The 13521-nt window shown below is 36.2% G+C and carries 30 protein-coding genes and 1 tRNA gene; all 31 read left to right on the top strand.

The annotated features are described in order from the left end of the window. Positions 1 to 145 precede the first annotated feature (145 nt). The 31 genes from H8S51_RS05560 to H8S51_RS05710 all read left to right on the top strand — a co-directional run bounded on the left by H8S51_RS05560 (position 146) and on the right by H8S51_RS05710 (position 13515). The gene (locus H8S51_RS05560; protein ID WP_186899057.1) at positions 146 to 436 is read left to right on the top strand and encodes a DUF6431 domain-containing protein; all 291 of its coding nucleotides are present in this window, start codon (positions 146 to 148) and stop codon (positions 434 to 436) included. 147 nt (positions 437 to 583) lie between these two features. After that, complete coding sequence (locus tag H8S51_RS05565) at positions 584 to 1003, top strand: hypothetical protein (RefSeq protein ID WP_186899056.1); 420 nt, start codon at positions 584 to 586, stop codon at positions 1001 to 1003. Positions 1004 to 1063: 60 nt separating this feature from the next. Continuing rightward, positions 1064 to 1234 (top strand): hypothetical protein, encoded by a 171-nt coding sequence (locus H8S51_RS05570; RefSeq protein ID WP_186899055.1) that lies wholly within the window; start codon positions 1064 to 1066, stop codon positions 1232 to 1234. Positions 1235 to 1304: 70 nt separating this feature from the next. Then, a complete protein-coding gene (locus H8S51_RS05575) occupies positions 1305 to 1577 on the top strand; it encodes a hypothetical protein (RefSeq protein WP_186899054.1) in 273 nt (90 codons plus the stop codon). Positions 1578 to 1651: 74 nt separating this feature from the next. Further along, the gene (locus tag H8S51_RS05580) at positions 1652 to 1843 is read left to right on the top strand and encodes a hypothetical protein (protein ID WP_186899053.1); all 192 of its coding nucleotides are present in this window, start codon (positions 1652 to 1654) and stop codon (positions 1841 to 1843) included. 98 nt (positions 1844 to 1941) lie between these two features. Further along, positions 1942 to 2214, top strand: coding sequence for a hypothetical protein (locus tag H8S51_RS05585; RefSeq protein ID WP_186899052.1), 273 nt, complete (start codon positions 1942 to 1944; stop codon positions 2212 to 2214). Positions 2215 to 2359: 145 nt separating this feature from the next. After that, positions 2360 to 2581 carry a beta-lactamase induction signal transducer protein gene (locus H8S51_RS05590; protein WP_186899051.1) on the top strand — a complete coding sequence of 74 codons (222 nt, stop codon included), beginning with the start codon at positions 2360 to 2362 and terminating at the stop codon, positions 2579 to 2581. Between the two features lie 49 nt (positions 2582 to 2630). Then, complete coding sequence (locus tag H8S51_RS05595) at positions 2631 to 3044, top strand: hypothetical protein (RefSeq protein WP_186899050.1); 414 nt, start codon at positions 2631 to 2633, stop codon at positions 3042 to 3044. A gap of 107 nt (positions 3045 to 3151) precedes the next feature. Then, the gene (locus tag H8S51_RS05600; protein ID WP_186899049.1) at positions 3152 to 3472 is read left to right on the top strand and encodes a hypothetical protein; all 321 of its coding nucleotides are present in this window, start codon (positions 3152 to 3154) and stop codon (positions 3470 to 3472) included. Positions 3473 to 3585: 113 nt separating this feature from the next. After that, the gene (locus tag H8S51_RS05605; protein WP_186899048.1) at positions 3586 to 3840 is read left to right on the top strand and encodes a hypothetical protein; all 255 of its coding nucleotides are present in this window, start codon (positions 3586 to 3588) and stop codon (positions 3838 to 3840) included. A gap of 106 nt (positions 3841 to 3946) precedes the next feature. Further along, positions 3947 to 4213 (top strand): DNA-directed RNA polymerase I, encoded by a 267-nt coding sequence (locus H8S51_RS05610; RefSeq protein WP_241070920.1) that lies wholly within the window; start codon positions 3947 to 3949, stop codon positions 4211 to 4213. 173 nt (positions 4214 to 4386) lie between these two features. Beyond that, positions 4387 to 4632 (top strand): hypothetical protein, encoded by a 246-nt coding sequence (locus tag H8S51_RS05615; protein ID WP_330646767.1) that lies wholly within the window; start codon positions 4387 to 4389, stop codon positions 4630 to 4632. Positions 4633 to 4675: 43 nt separating this feature from the next. Continuing rightward, a complete protein-coding gene (locus H8S51_RS05620) occupies positions 4676 to 4846 on the top strand; it encodes a hypothetical protein (RefSeq protein WP_186899046.1) in 171 nt (56 codons plus the stop codon). 85 nt (positions 4847 to 4931) lie between these two features. Next, positions 4932 to 5129 (top strand): hypothetical protein, encoded by a 198-nt coding sequence (locus H8S51_RS05625; protein WP_186899045.1) that lies wholly within the window; start codon positions 4932 to 4934, stop codon positions 5127 to 5129. 197 nt (positions 5130 to 5326) lie between these two features. Then, a tRNA-Asn gene (locus H8S51_RS05630) sits at positions 5327 to 5401 on the top strand. Between the two features lie 34 nt (positions 5402 to 5435). Continuing rightward, positions 5436 to 5756: a hypothetical protein gene (locus H8S51_RS05635; protein ID WP_186899044.1), complete on the top strand. Its 321-nt coding sequence runs from the start codon at positions 5436 to 5438 to the stop codon at positions 5754 to 5756. Between the two features lie 26 nt (positions 5757 to 5782). Continuing rightward, positions 5783 to 6595 carry a DUF6353 family protein gene (locus H8S51_RS05640; RefSeq protein WP_186899043.1) on the top strand — a complete coding sequence of 271 codons (813 nt, stop codon included), beginning with the start codon at positions 5783 to 5785 and terminating at the stop codon, positions 6593 to 6595. Between the two features lie 48 nt (positions 6596 to 6643). Next, positions 6644 to 6814, top strand: coding sequence for a hypothetical protein (locus tag H8S51_RS05645; protein WP_186899042.1), 171 nt, complete (start codon positions 6644 to 6646; stop codon positions 6812 to 6814). A 35-nt stretch (positions 6815 to 6849) separates the two neighbouring features. After that, the gene (locus H8S51_RS05650) at positions 6850 to 7143 is read left to right on the top strand and encodes a hypothetical protein (RefSeq protein WP_186899041.1); all 294 of its coding nucleotides are present in this window, start codon (positions 6850 to 6852) and stop codon (positions 7141 to 7143) included. A 41-nt stretch (positions 7144 to 7184) separates the two neighbouring features. Then, positions 7185 to 7943 carry a DUF6273 domain-containing protein gene (locus H8S51_RS05655; protein WP_186899040.1) on the top strand — a complete coding sequence of 253 codons (759 nt, stop codon included), beginning with the start codon at positions 7185 to 7187 and terminating at the stop codon, positions 7941 to 7943. A 51-nt stretch (positions 7944 to 7994) separates the two neighbouring features. Next, positions 7995 to 8828: a DUF6353 family protein gene (locus H8S51_RS05660; RefSeq protein ID WP_186899039.1), complete on the top strand. Its 834-nt coding sequence runs from the start codon at positions 7995 to 7997 to the stop codon at positions 8826 to 8828. A gap of 63 nt (positions 8829 to 8891) precedes the next feature. Beyond that, complete coding sequence (locus H8S51_RS05665; protein ID WP_186899038.1) at positions 8892 to 9170, top strand: hypothetical protein; 279 nt, start codon at positions 8892 to 8894, stop codon at positions 9168 to 9170. Between the two features lie 63 nt (positions 9171 to 9233). Then, positions 9234 to 9425 carry a hypothetical protein gene (locus H8S51_RS05670; protein WP_186899037.1) on the top strand — a complete coding sequence of 64 codons (192 nt, stop codon included), beginning with the start codon at positions 9234 to 9236 and terminating at the stop codon, positions 9423 to 9425. 11 nt (positions 9426 to 9436) lie between these two features. After that, positions 9437 to 10042 carry a hypothetical protein gene (locus H8S51_RS05675; protein ID WP_186899036.1) on the top strand — a complete coding sequence of 202 codons (606 nt, stop codon included), beginning with the start codon at positions 9437 to 9439 and terminating at the stop codon, positions 10040 to 10042. A gap of 22 nt (positions 10043 to 10064) precedes the next feature. Beyond that, on the top strand, positions 10065 to 10379 hold the full coding sequence (locus H8S51_RS05680) for a hypothetical protein (RefSeq protein WP_186899035.1): 315 nt from the start codon (positions 10065 to 10067) through the stop codon (positions 10377 to 10379). A gap of 4 nt (positions 10380 to 10383) precedes the next feature. Further along, positions 10384 to 11298, top strand: a complete 915-nt coding sequence (locus H8S51_RS05685; RefSeq protein ID WP_186899034.1) for a DUF6353 family protein — start codon at positions 10384 to 10386, stop codon at positions 11296 to 11298. Positions 11299 to 11487: 189 nt separating this feature from the next. Continuing rightward, positions 11488 to 11871: a cell wall hydrolase gene (locus H8S51_RS05690; RefSeq protein WP_241070921.1), complete on the top strand. Its 384-nt coding sequence runs from the start codon at positions 11488 to 11490 to the stop codon at positions 11869 to 11871. A gap of 109 nt (positions 11872 to 11980) precedes the next feature. Then, on the top strand, positions 11981 to 12145 hold the full coding sequence (locus tag H8S51_RS05695; RefSeq protein ID WP_186899033.1) for a histidine kinase: 165 nt from the start codon (positions 11981 to 11983) through the stop codon (positions 12143 to 12145). Beyond that, positions 12135 to 12689, top strand: a complete 555-nt coding sequence (locus tag H8S51_RS05700) for a hypothetical protein (RefSeq protein WP_186899032.1) — start codon at positions 12135 to 12137, stop codon at positions 12687 to 12689. Before H8S51_RS05695 ends, H8S51_RS05700 begins: the two co-directional genes overlap by 11 nt. A gap of 24 nt (positions 12690 to 12713) precedes the next feature. After that, on the top strand, positions 12714 to 13256 hold the full coding sequence (locus H8S51_RS05705; RefSeq protein WP_186899031.1) for a hypothetical protein: 543 nt from the start codon (positions 12714 to 12716) through the stop codon (positions 13254 to 13256). Between the two features lie 22 nt (positions 13257 to 13278). Then, on the top strand, positions 13279 to 13515 hold the full coding sequence (locus tag H8S51_RS05710) for a hypothetical protein (RefSeq protein ID WP_186899030.1): 237 nt from the start codon (positions 13279 to 13281) through the stop codon (positions 13513 to 13515). Positions 13516 to 13521 lie beyond the last annotated feature (6 nt).

Genomic DNA, 13521 nt, shown 5'->3' on the forward strand with positions numbered 1-13521 from the left:
GAATGAATACTTAGAGTGCCGCGGTGGGATACCACTACGGTGCTCTTTTTTTCGTTTATAAGTTATTGAAATTGGAATATATTACCAGCACGTTTATCAACTATTTTCATGTATAATTGATTTTGGAGTTAGGAGATGATTATGTATGAAAATAGTATGCGAAACTTGTGGTGCCCCATTGAAATATTATGACACTGTTTCAAGAATTGTAAGAACGAAAGGGCACATAACAATACATGTTCCAGTTCAAAGATTAAAATGCCCTATGTGTGGTTGCATACATAGAAATCTTCCGGATTATATTTATCCATACAAGCAATATGAAGCTGAAATTATAGATGGCGTTGTGGAAGGATTCATAACCTGTGATACGATAGGTTTTGAGGACTATCCTTGTGAAATGACAATGTTTAGATGGAGATCAGAAAATTTATAATCTCATTTATAAAAATATTAGTACAGATTACGGTTTATAAAGATTGAGCCAGCAATGGCTCTTTCTTTTTGCAGTTATTCCACCGAGGTTGTTTTTACTATTGATTATTTCTAACCTAGAATAGATTTTACAAGGAGGAAATAAATTATGGCAACTACAATCAGACCGGAATTATCCGAGAAAAATCCTTATTGGATTGAAAAACATCGTTACTATGAGTTGAAGCATTTTTGTTTACAGTATCCCATTTGGAGAAAGGCATATTCTTCACTGAGTGGAATTAGTGGTAAGCCATCAGATTGGGCTATGTTCATTGTCACTAGCACCCTGGGCGATCCAACCGCAAAAGTCGGGATAGCACGGGCATATTATTCAGAACGAACGGACATGATTGAGAGGGTGGCTGAGCAAACAGATCAGCAGCTTGCTCCATATATTCTAAAAGCTGTTACCGAGGGATGGTCCTATGATGTTTTGAAAGCTAGATTAGGGGTTCCATGTTGCAAGGATACTTACTACGAATTGTACAGACGATTCTTTTGGTTATTAAATAGGGAACGTAAATGAATCGCACGTTTTACAATCGCTTTTATGGAAACTATAACAACTGTTTGAAAGGAGATAAGTATGCAGAAATTTAAGAATGTTATGGTATTTGTGTTAGCGGTGGCATTAGCTTTTGAAACGGGAGTATTAACTGTTGTGTGGAGTTTTTTGGCAGCGTTTGGCGATATCGAAGAATCTAGCAAGTCTGAAAGGAGACGAGTAAGTTACAGAAGTTATAGAAATGAGGACTGAGCCAGCAATGGCTCTTTCTTTTTATCTCGCAAAACATACAACTCCCTTTATGAAAGGATGGTGATATTTTATGAGTAAAAATGATAAAGAAATAGAAGCTCTTGGCTATAAGATTCGCGTATCAGATTTATCCTGCGGTTATATTGTGTATGAAAACAAGCAATCGGATAAAGAAGTCATTATTGAATGGGATGATGACGAGGAGTATTGCATGATATTTTCGCAAACAATTTCAAGAATCAAGGATTGGTACGGTCAAACTTTTCAAGAGCCACATGGGTTGACTATTCAAGAAATTGAATTATTCACCACTAAAATAAATGAATTGAGAAACGAGTCCTAACAAGGGCTCTTTCTTTTTGCGCCTTTTTTGCAAGTCCTCTTATGGAAAATAAATATTTTAAGGAGGAATTTATTGTGAGTAAAACAATTTACGGGGTTAATCGAGGAAACTTAGGAGAACTTGAAAGAATCGTAAGAGGTAAATGTACAGGATTTATTGTACGTGGAACCGGATACGGATTGACGGATATTGAGATTTTCAATATTAACCTAATCAATTGGATGCTTGTAAAGAAGCAACTTCAAGAAATAGCAATCGAAGGATAGGGTCCCTACAAGGACTCTTTCTTTTGCTTCGCGAAATTTACATCGCTCTTTATGAAAGAAACTATAAAAATAAGTTTAATTTAAAGGAGAGAGAAACTATGAAAAAATCTGTATTTATTATTATGCTTATATTGGTAGCAGTATTATCTGTATGTGGAAACCGTAATGGTGGAGTCAAATTGACAGATGAACAACTGGCAGAAAGGTTTGTCGAAGACGAATTTCCTGGCGAGAATTTAGAAATTAAGATCAAGGAAAGTGAAGACAAAGATTTTGTTGGTTACGATGTATATGATCAAGATGGCAATATCAAATGTGGTGGCAGTTTCAGTAGAGAGTTTTATGCTAACAAATATGCAAAAACAAAGTAATATAGATTGAGTCAGCAATGACTCTTTCTTTTTTTTATCCTAGATTAGAAAACCGGACTGAGGTTACCAGAAATCATGATATTTTTGTATCTGAAAAATTGCCAGGTGGGAAAATCAGGAAAACATTTGAAAGGAGGATGCTGAGATGGTATTGGTACTTATTGCATTATTAGCTGGGGTTGTCATAGGTCTGGTTTTATCAAAACTCATATTTAAACCTAAATGTGTAGGAACTATTAATGTTGACAATTCGACTGATACACCGTATCTCTTTTTAGAATTGAATGAGCCGCTAAGTATATCAATTCTACAGAGTAAGCGGGTAACATTGGAAGTACATATTAAAAATTATGTTTCGCAGGATTAACATTTACTGTTATGGAGTATTTTTATATTTTTTCTGAAAGGAGATAAAAATGGAAGAGAAAATCAAAGACATGTTAGATGAGGAGATAGCAAATGAATTTCAGGCTTTATCTGGATTAAAGACCGGAAGTCAGGAACAGACGGTAGCTATTGATAATCTTGCAACATTGTATCGACTGAGAATCGAGGAAAGCAAAAGCGACTGGGAAGCTGGAGACAAATACGATCGATTAGAAATGGAAAAAGAAGCTAATGATCGTGATAATGAACTTAAGCAGACACAGATAGCGGAGCAGGTTAAAGATCGATATTTTAGAGTTGGTGTAGCGGCAGCAGAATTAATAATACCGTTGATGTTTTATGGACTTTGGATGAATAAAGGATTTAAGTTTGAGGAAACAGGCGCATTATCATCATCAACATTCAAAGGGTTGATTAAACATTTTAGACCTACGAAAAAGTAGAAAAAACTTAAAGCAGGAGAACGTGCAAAAAGCATATTCTCTTGCTTTTGCATTTTATATTTCGCTAAAACAACACACTATATTACGAGAAAAGGAGGAATTTGATAATGAATAAAATATTTATCGAGATACCAAACACAACACATGAAATGATGATATGTGTTCCAGCAGAGGAAGATGTATGGTCATTCCGGATGATATTCTTTGAGTCGGAATGCTCAGATTTGTGTATGGTCGCAATTCAGACAAATTATACAAATGATGAAACAGAAAAGTTTCAAAGTATGAGTGAACCGAAGCGTGGTCCATATGGAAAGTTGAATAGAGAGTTCAAGTTCGAATTTAAAGATGGACCGGGAGAACCAATTACAATATCCGTATACGAGGATGCTGAAAATACATATAGAAACATTTGTGTTACGTATTAGGGGGTATTTGGAGATGTTTAAGAAATTGAGAACATCTCCTTTTCTTTTTGTATTTTGTAATGTATAATTCTAAGTGTCACAGTAATGTTTGTTATGCAAGGGAGGTATATACTATGATTCGTTTTACAAAGGAAAATGTAAAAAAAGTATTAGCTAACAATGATGGATTTACAGATAGAACTTATCATAAAGAGGAAAATTTTGAAGAAGAAGATATTTATACGATTAAAAATGGAAAATTATTAATGCATTCCATAGAAAAAGGTGCTTTAGATAATAGCGGATATGATAGTATGACTGAGTGCGATATGGATCAGACAATAAAATTTCTTAGGGAGCGCAAAAACAAGTTAATTATAACTGCATAAAGATATAATCGCTTTATTTGCATATTCTTTTATGAAACAGAGAATAAAGCTTTATTTCTCGTAATAGTTGTAAACTGGCTCACAATAGAAAGGAGACTGTATGGCTATGAGTATTTTTAATGAGAAACAAATAGAAGCAATGAGGAGCGGTAAATATATTTGTTCTAAATGCGGAAGAGTAATGGAATTTGAGGATGAATGGGAAGATACATTGGTATGTTCCTGCGGTCATAATATTGGCTTAGATGAATATGGTTGCGAAGGCGACGAAAAATATGAAAATTTATATTCAGATGAAAATGACGGCTGGGATGAAGATAACCCAGAGGGAGAAACTTACGATGAGGTTTGCGGAGAATTAGAAGACGATTAAAAACAAGAATGAAGAGTCTTAGAGAAATCTAGGACTCTTTTTTTTCGAGGGAAATACATATGCGATATCATTATAAAAAACCAAACATATATACATCAATGTACGGACGAACATATATTTGTAACCATCCAGTTTATAATCGATGTACGCTTTTTGAAATTGGAAACAAGGGATTGGCTGTTATACAACAGCGTTTTAACAAAAATAGTAAAAGTACAAGTTGGTCAGAGATAGATGCTTGGATTATAGATACAATATATTTGCATCCACAATTTAAAGAGTATTTTGATAAACGTGCTGGCGAATCTATAAATGGGTTATACCCAACTGTAACAGTGAGACAGATTATGTGGGCACTTAAAATGAAACCAATAAAAAGGGAGCGTTGGGAAACTGTGTTCGACAGGAAAGAGATATAGTTCGCAAAAATTACATAGGTCTTTATGAAAGGAGAGTGATTTTATGATACTTTTTATAACATTAACAATTGTATTATTACTATTAGCAATAAGTGCTATTATCGCTGTAGCAGTCGGCGGAGTGGCATTTATACTTGTATTTGGTGATGTAATTGTGTGTGTGATGATTATTGTATTTATAGTCAAGCACCTGGCAAAGAAACGTAAGAAATGAGGCGTGAACAACGCCTTTTTCTTTTGCTCCGCACATTTTACATTCCTCTTTATGAAAGAAAAATTTATTTAAGGAGGATACGGATATGAGACAATCATGGAAAGAATTATGGGAACTTAATAAATTATCGGTGAAATGGGTAGCCAAACATTGGAAAGGTTACACACTTGCATTGATAATATGTTATGGTATCGGTTATATTCTTGGCACAGGTGGATTTAAGAACTGTAAAACCTATATTGAGAATAAATTGAAAAAATCAACAAACGAGGAGGAGTCCTAGCAAGGGCTCTTTCTTTTTGCGCAAAAATTACATTTCTCTTTATGAAGGAGGTGGAAGCTATGACTTTAATTGGATGTGCCCTTATTTTATTAGGGGTGGTACTTCTGATAAGAGGTGATAACAACAACTGATATAGAAGGAGTCCTAGCAAGGGCTCTTTCTTTTTGCGCAAAATTTGCAAGGACTATTATGAGAGAAGAGTTAGCTCAGATGGTAGAGCACTGGATAGTTATATCCAAAGGTCAAGGGTTCGAGTCCCTTACAATTCTCTTTTATTTTTTTTCAGGTTAGAAGGAGGTGTAGAAAGTGTCCAGTGAAGAATTTAAGCTGATGCTTTGTGATCTGTATGAAATGGATTTATATTTTCCAAAATCATCTTTTTACATAAAGGATTTTACAAAAGCAAGCTATTCGGTATGGGCTATTCAGGAACTCGGAAATTATGTTGGATTTTATTTAGATCCGCCAGGAACTGTTCGAACAACAGATGAAATAATTAATTATGTAAAAGAGTTTCAAAAAGAAATGGATGGATTTTCAAAACTTAATCCTCTGACAGAGCAGATGTTTTCAATAGCGAAAGATATAGCAACAAATGTGTTGGATGTATTACTTGCTATGAAATAAATGGTGCAGTAAGAAAGGAGAAAAATATGACACCCAAATGGAACAAAATTATTACTCAATCAAAAATCCGATTAAAGCACGGATCTCCAACCATTTTAACATGTCTCGGTGCTATTGGAGTCGTTGCTACATCGGTATTGGCAATACAGGCCACGCCAAAGGCAGTGAGAAAAATTCGAGCCGATAGTTGTATTAATCATGATGGAGATCCAGATGCATATACAAAAACGGAAGCATTTCAATCAGCATGGTTGTGTTATATTCCAACATCACTTGTCGGGATGTCAACTATCGCTTGTATATTTGGGGCTAACATATTAAATAAACATCAGCAGGCAACCATTACAAGTGCTTATGCATTACTAAGTAATGCTTATCAGGACTATGAAAGAAAAACAAAAGAGATATTCGGAGAAGAAGGACATCAAAAAATCATCGATGCCATTGCGGCTGAAAGAGCAGACGATGTTTATATTTCTTCTTCAGGAATTTGTGGTTCTGATAGTCTGTCATTCAGCGAACGAAATCCGGAAGATGTGAGGTTGTTTTATGATTCATTTTCCGGACGATATTTTGAAAGTACAATTCCACAGGTGCTTGAAGCCGAATATCATCTGAATCGAAATTGGGCACTCGGAAGAGAAATTTGCGTAAACGATCTATACGATTTTCTTGGCATTGATAAAATACCGGGTGGAGAAGCGTTGGGCTGGTTCTATGAGGATGGAATTAGTTGGATTGATTTCAATCATCATAAAACAGTATTAAATGATGGTCTTGAGGTTTATGTAATTGATATTGAATATCCACCAAGACTGTGGGATGAGGATGATTATTAATCAGCATCGCAACAATCACAAGTTATATTATGAAAGGAGAGTGACATCATGAAACAGAAATCAAAAATGATCAAGTTAGTTGGATTCGCAGTAACCATAATCGGAGTGGGGGTAAACCTGGTATCCGATTGGTTAGACGAACAGAAAATGGATGAGAAAATTGAAGAAAAGATCAATGAAGCACTTGTCCAGAAAAACAAAGAAACAGAGGAGTCCTAATACGGACTCTTTTGTTTTTCTTTTTGGAGGAAAATATGACGTCCGCAAATGAACGTGCCGTTTACACTGCTCAGTATTGTCTTGAACAATTGCTGAGAAAAACATCCAATTGGCGAGAGTATAGTTTAAAGAAGGAAAGCTATTCACGATGGGCGATAAAAGAAATACTAACTCGCCTTGAAGAGAATCAAGATACACCGCCATTGATTATTATTGAAGAATTTCGAGATCAAATGGATAAGTATTCATGCCTTAATCAATTCACAAGTCATCAATTTTCTTGTGCAAAAGATATGGCGGAATGGGTTATTGACCTGCTTATTTCATAGTTACTAAAACAAATTTTATATTTTGAAAGGAGATTCGCATTATGTGTGTAAGAGAAACAACATTAGGAGAAGAGATTATCGATTTAACAGGAAAGGGAGTAGATATCCCTACGGTAGAAAGAATGTATAGGAAGTATATTGCTATTACAAGCGAAGCCAGCACAAAGAAAGCAGCAGAAGAATATTGCTGTTTTGATGTAGATGCATTATTCCCAGCAATTGAAGCTATTCGAAATCTTAAAGCTGCATTTACGGGAACATGTTGCTCAGTTCTTCCAGAATATTTTAAAGTTGGAGATCAGATTATCATTCCACTGGGCGACCTTGGAACTTTCACAGCGACTGCTCAGAAGGTTACGGACGGCAAGGTATTGTTTATATTTGACGACTACGTTACCAAACGTCCCATGAATGAGAATAGCAGCAATGAAGGCGGTTACGAAAAATCTGATTTGAGAAAATGGATCGAAAAAGATTTATTCAAGATGTTTCCGGCAGTCATTAGAGACCGTATTTCTGAATTATCTATCCCGACACTTGGAGAAATCTGTGGATGGGATGATGAATGGGACAGAGAGCATATTGAGGCTGACGGCGATAAGCAGCTCCCACTTATGAAACAGAGACGTAATCGGGTAGCGTATTACGATAACGAAATTGAATGGGGTTGGCTTAGAAATGCTACAAAAGAGGAGTTTCTTTCGGCTTGTTTCGCTGTTGTGTACCACAGTGGCAATGAGGGCTACTATGTAGCTTCGGGCTCTTGTGGGGTTCGTCCGGAATTTTGGTTGTTTAGATAAAATCACAGGATCTTGTGCCCTGTTTTATATTTATGGAGGAATACAATAAAAATGCATAAACCTAATGTGTCTAAAGTGTACAATGATTTGAAGAAAGCTACTATCAAGCACAGTCCAGAAATTTTAACCGGAATCGGGATTGCCGGTATGGTAAGTACAACAGTGTTAGCTGTTAAAGCTACGCCAAAAGCATTACTTCTCATAGAAAATGAGAAAAAAGAGCAGAATCGTATTTTGCACGAAGAAGCACTTGCACAGCATAAAGAAGCGATTCCGATAATAGACCGCCTCAAACCTATTGATGCTATAAAAGTAGCGTGGAAACCTTATATTCCAGCGGCTATTACTGGAACACTATCTATGGCGTGTTTAATAGGAGCCAGTTCTGTAAATATCAGACGTAATGCTGCATTGGCTACGGCATACAGCTTATCAGAAACTGCATTACGTGACTATCGGGAAAAAGTGGTAGAAACAATCGGCGAAAAAAAAGAGCAAGTAATCAGAGAGCATGTTGCGCAAAAAAAAGTAGATGAAAACCCAATGAAATCAGCAACTGTTATGGTTACAGGCGGAGGACAAGTGTTATTTCTTGAGCCGGTATCCATGCGATATTTCAGATCTGATGTGCAGACGGTACGAAAAGTTGTAAACGATTTGAATTACCGACTTACAACCGGCATGGAAGAGTATATATCATTGAGTGAATTTTATGATGAAATCGGACTGTCACATACATCAACCAGCGACGAAATTGGATGGAATATCCTAACAGATGGACAAATTGAAGTAGAGTTTCGTGCCACCGTAGCGGATAATGATGAACCGTGTTTAATGCTGGATTACCAGGTGTCACCGAGATACGATTTTACGAAGCTCATGTAATACGCAGTTTTTACACAGTCTATTATGGAATAATAAACCTATTTTTCAAAGGAGGAAAAAGAAATGAACGAAAACAATGTAGAGAACGAGGTAATGGAAACAACAACTGGAGAACTTATGGAAAGAGAGGAATCTGGCAACGGTTTAAAAACGGCGGCTATTGTTGGGTTAGTTATTGTTGCAGGCGGTTTAGTCGGCAAATTTGTAGCTAAGCCAGTAATGACTAAAGTAAAACAGTGGAAACAGAGTCGAAAATCTGAGGTAGTAGTTGATGCCGATGCAGTCGTCGAAGATGATTTCAAAGAAAATTTTGATTTGGACAACGAAGAAAATGAGGATTAAATTCCGGGGAGGGAGTGCCTGTAACAAGGTACTCTCTCTTTATTTTTTATGGAGGGAAACCATATGACAAAATACTCTTATGACGGACCCGTGATGGAGTTTAATAAATGTATAGTAAATAGATGGCAGGGAACGACATTTGCTGATTCAGAGAAAAAAGCAAAAAGTAATTTAATGCATCAATTCAAGAAAAAGAATAACCGTATACCGGGGACCAAAATAACTCTTCCAGGAAAATTACAAATTATAAATTAAAGGGGGATTATATGGCTGAATATAGATCAAACTCTGATAAATCCAGAGAAAAACAAATCAGCAAGCCTGTTCCAGAAAAAAAGATAGAAAAAGTGGTTCAAGGTGAAGTCAGATCAAAGAAAAAGAGCGGATTACAAAAAATCACAGATGCTTTTGTTCCAGATGATGTAGCAAATGTAAAAAGTTATATTATTGAGGACATTGTTGTTCCAGCAGCAAAAGAAATACTGTTAGATTCCGTAAAAGCGATTCTCGGAATTAACAGTAAGAACGGAAACAAACAGACACCGGCATCTAGGGTATCATACCGGCAATATTACAACAATGATAGTCGGAGAAATTATAGTAGCGGTGGAAATAGAAGTCGAAATAGCTACGATTTTGATGACATCATAATTGATAATCGCGGCGAGGCAGAAGAGGTGCTTGACCGAATGGAAGAAATAATTGCCACGTACGATTTGGTCAGTGTTGCAGATTTTTATGAGCTTGTCGGGGTTCCGAGTAACTATACAGATAATAAATACGGCTGGTCTAATCTTCGTAATGCATATGTTGAGCGTTTGAGAGATGGCGGATACATTATTAAATTACCTAAGGCATTCCAGTTAGATTAATGGACAGGAGGAATCAGTGACGATGGAAAGTATTTTAAAAACTGAATACTCAGATCAATTTGATCTTGAAAGAAAGCATCGAATTGAAGTTTCATATTACAAATATGGACCGGCGCGTGAAAATTTTGGAAGTGGCAGAGTAGACGCATTGGCAACTGCTGAATTATGTATTGAAGCTTTTAAGAAAGATTATAATACAGAGCATTTAGTCGATGCGGCAAATTATCTTATGTTTAGATATAAATACCCGATGCCAGGAGAATTTTTCCAGCCCACAGATTCAAAGAATAGCGTAGGAACAGTTGGTACACCAATTAATTTTGAAAAGGAGATATAGAAAAATGAATAAAGAAACAATCGTAACATCAGTAAAAGCAAGTATGAAGAAAGTAACAATTAAAGCAAAAAAATACAGTCCGGAAATTCTTATCGTTGCAGGGGTAGTGGGAACTGTAGCCAGCACTGTTTTGGCATGTAAGGCAACAACAAAGATCGAGTCTATTTTAGAGGAATCTAAAAATACTATTGATACGATTCATCAGTGTTCAGATAATAAGGATATGGCCGATCAGTATTCGGAAGACGATGCAAAAAAAGATTTGGCAATTGTATATATCCAGACTGGAGTAAAATTGGCAAAACTTTATGCACCATCTGTGGCGTTAGGCACTTTATCTATCGTGAGCATGGTGGCATCCAATCAGATTCTTCGTAAGCGCAATGTGGCATTAGCAGCAGCATATGCAACTGTGGATAAAACGCTTAAGGAATATCGTGAACGTGTTGTGGAGCGTTTTGGACAGGAAGTTGATAATGAACTTAGATACAACATCAAAGCAAAGAAACTTGAGGAAACTGTGACTGACCCGGAAACAGGTAAAGAAAAGAAAGTAAAAAAAACTGTCGATGTTGCTGATCCAACAGTGAGTGATTATGTAATGTTTTTTGATGCATCAACAAGCGAAGCATACGAAAATAACGAAGATTATAACAGAATGATGTTAAGAGGAGCACAGCAGTATGCAAACGATAAATTAAACGCAGATGGATTTTTATTTTTGAGTGACGTTTATGACGAGCTTGGAATTAAGAGAACCAAATTGAGTCAGAGTGTTGGATGGGTAAAAAACGGTTCTGGTGATGGTTATGTAGATTTCCGTGCCATTGAAACTTACAGGGAAAATGAAGCAGGATCTCTTGAGAAGGCATGGCTTCTTGATTTCAATGTGGATGGCAATATTTTAGATCTTATCTAAATCATAAAAAGAATGGAGATGATTAAACTGCACGCACAATTTAGAACTGTAGCATTATTTATAAGCTTGACATCTTTGTTAATAACAAGTCCCACATATAAATGCTATGCAAAAACAGTTCAAGATATAAATTCAGGATATGAGGTGTGGCAAGTAAGGGCATCAAATATTTATAACTTTCGAGTAACAATGGACGAACTGGTATTAGAAATCAATAATGCATGTTCTATATCAGACAATGATATAGATTTAATCGCTCTTGTCGCTATGGCGGAAGCAGAAGGTGAATCTGAGTTAGGAAAACGGCTTGTTATTGATACTATTCTGAATCGGTTTGAATCTGACTTATTCCCGGATTCAATAGAAGATGTGATTTATCAGAAAAATCAGTTTACTTCTATGTGGAATGGGCGAATCGAAAAATGTTACATTGACGACACTATTCGCCAGCTGGTTGTAGAAGAACTTGATTGTCGACGAGACGACAAAGTTATATATTTCACTGCCGGCTGGTATGGCAAATACGGAACTCCGACATATAGAGTCGGTCATCATTATTTTTCTTATCAATGAAAGGAGGTTTTACCATGAGCGGAATTATGGGATTTACTTTTTCAGCATTTGCTGGAATTTGTTTCTTTGGTGGTATTGCAGTTTTACTGGGCGGAAAGGAGCATTAAATATGGATGGATTTGGTAATTTCATATCAATGTTGGATTTTGTGTTAGATACTAAAAGAAAACGTCACATTACAGGGGGCATTTTATTAAGTGCCTCTTTACTTTTTGGTGGTCTCGCGCTTACTGTAATGACTATTAATAACGAGGAGGATATTGATGAGCAGTAAAGTAATATTTTGTAGTGGATTTGTATGCGGTGCAATGGTTGGTGCTATTGGTATATGGAAATACGTTGAAAATAAGTACGAACGCATCGCACAGGAAGAGATAGATTCAGTAAAAAATGTATATTCTAAAAAGGGTAAACCAGCAGACAAGCCAGAGAATCAGTGTGATTTGGCAAGCAATATGGATAAAGCATGTCAGATAATTCATGAAAATGGATATACAGCAAGTACAGAAAAGGAGGAAATGATGAAAAACAAAATCTTGAACACAAGGGAAGCCCATGACGTACCATATGTAATTGCTCCAGAGAAATTTATGGAGCATGACGATTATGACACGATTTCGCTTACCTATTATTCAGATAATGTGTTAGCAGATGAAGATAATGAGATTATTGAGGATGTAGAGGGCGTGGTAGGAGAAGATTCATTAAATCACTTTGGAGAATATGAGGATGACGCTGTGTATGTGCGAAATGATGCCAGAAAAGTTGATTACGAAATTCTGTTGGATCAGAGAATTTTCTCTGAAATCTACCATTAACTTGTTATGTCAGATGGAGGAATAATGACGAAAAACGAGTTGATTAACATGTATTTTGAGTGGATGTACGATATTGTATGTCCAGATAAAAAGAAAAGCTATCGAAAACTTTTATATTTTCTGCATAGTGTTGATTTTACATATTTAATTGACATGGATGGAAATCGTTTTGAAGATGGTATCGAATTACGATATCGTTTCGGGCATGAATGTGCGCATATTGATATGTGTACAGTATCAGAATATTTAGATGAACGGCCATGCAGTATGCTGGAAATGATGATCGCGCTTGCTATTAGATTAGAAGAGCATATTATGTCAAATCCGGATATTGGGAACAGAACCGCACAATGGTTTGGGAATATGTTATCAAGTCTGGGACTTGCTGATATGGACGACGCAAAGTTTAATAAAGAGCAGGCACAGACTATAATTCAGTGTTTCTTGGACAGAGAATATGAGCCGAACGGATGTGGAGGATTGTTCACAATTAACAATTGCGCATATGATTTGAGAACTGTTGATATTTGGTATCAGGCATGTTGGTATTTAGATCGGTTTGTATAGGATGAAAAAGGAGATAAGAAAAATGGATGAAATGATGACACGCTATATTTTCAAACACATGAGAATTACGGAAAGCAGATTAGACATGATGGGAAAAGATCTTGTCAGGCAGGTTAAACTTAATAAGCGTACGACCAGGTTTGCTGTTGCTGCAACAGCGTCTATCTTTGTGCTGGGATACATTCAGTCTAAGATCACGAACGAGATCGCTGAGTTACGTGAAGAAGTGGATGAGTTGAAAAAAGTAAAAGGAGAGTAAGGATAC

This window comes from Roseburia rectibacter (genome assembly GCF_014287515.2).
Classification (GTDB): domain Bacteria; phylum Bacillota; class Clostridia; order Lachnospirales; family Lachnospiraceae; genus Roseburia; species Roseburia rectibacter.